General features: G+C 53.0%; 1 protein-coding gene. It reads right to left on the bottom strand.

From position 1 onward, the window contains the following. Positions 1 to 1,218, bottom strand: a 1,218-nt coding sequence (locus IQ260_RS30655; RefSeq protein WP_193996812.1) for an aldehyde dehydrogenase family protein, incomplete at its 3' end; no start/stop codon positions are given. Between the last annotated feature and the right edge of the window lie 47 nt (positions 1,219 to 1,265).

Raw genomic sequence — 1,265 nt, 5'->3', positions numbered from 1 at the left:
GGGTAGACCCGGTACGCCAATATGAAGCACCGTATCGTTTAGACAGACTCCGCCAGAAGAGGTTTCCCTTAACACCTGCTGCTGTTTGGCCGAGTCGCGGGAGAAAAGGTACAGGGCCAGAGGCTTAGGACGAGCGTTGACCTGAGCCAGAGCCTGATCAAATCGGTCATAGGTCAGTACGGGCAAAATTGGCCCAAAGATTTCATCCTGCATAACCGGTGAGTCCCAGGTGACATGATCTAAGACCGTAGGGGCGATATAGCGAGTGCTGGCGTCAGCTTCCCCACCCACGACCACGGTGCCGCTATCGAGTAAACTGGTCAGTCGCTCAAACTGTCGCTGGTTGATAATGCGGCTAAGGTCAGGACTTTGGGCGGGATCGTCACCAAAAAACTCACGCATCGCTGCGGTTAGTTTAGAGAGAAAATTATCCTTGATGGCGCGGTCAATCAGCAGATAGTCAGGAGCAATACAGGTCTGCCCCGCGTTGATAAACTTACCCCAGGCGATGCGCTTGGCGGCATGGTCTAAATTAATGTCAGTATCGATGATACAGGGGCTTTTACCCCCTAGCTCCAGGGTAACTGGCGTCAGATGCTTGGCAGCCGCCGCCATCACGATGCGACCAATGGCGGTACCCCCGGTAAAGAAAATATGGTCAAACTTCTCGGCCAGCAGCTGCTGGCTTATGTCTGCGTCTCCCTCAAATAGGGTGATGTAGCTAGGGTCAAAGGTGTCGGCGATTAAATCAGCCACGACGCTGGCTGTATGGGGAGCATGCTCTGACGGTTTAAGAGTGGCACAGTTGCCCGCTGCGATCGCACCCACCAAGGGCGATACCATCAGCTGAAACGGATAGTTCCACGGACCGATAATTAGCACTACTCCCAGCGGATCTGGCTGGATCCAGGCCGATGAAGGAAAATTTTCTAGCGTAGACTTTACCCGCTTAGGCTTCATCCAGGTCTTGAGCTTTTTAATCGCCAGGTTAATCTCTGAGAGGGTAGAGATTTCAAAGTAGGCTTCAAACTCGGGCCGTCCTAAGTCTGCCTTGGCCGCCGCTACAATGTCCGCCTGCCGCGCAATAATCGCCTGCTTTAGCTTGGCCAGCTGAGCTAAACGAAAATCAAGAGGTTTTGTCTGCCCCGACGCAAAAAACGTTCGCTGCTGCTCAAGGGCAGCAGGAATAGAAGCAGATTTGGTCAGCTGGGCCGTCATAGTGCAGAGGGGGGTAGATTGGTGAAATATATACCCTGTCGCTTATA

Source organism: Leptolyngbya cf. ectocarpi LEGE 11479 (assembly GCF_015207065.1).
Classification (GTDB): domain Bacteria; phylum Cyanobacteriota; class Cyanobacteriia; order Phormidesmidales; family Phormidesmidaceae; genus Leptothoe; species Leptothoe ectocarpi.
Note: the sequence above shows the minus strand (reverse complement) of the source record. Positions and strands in the feature narration are given on the sequence as shown.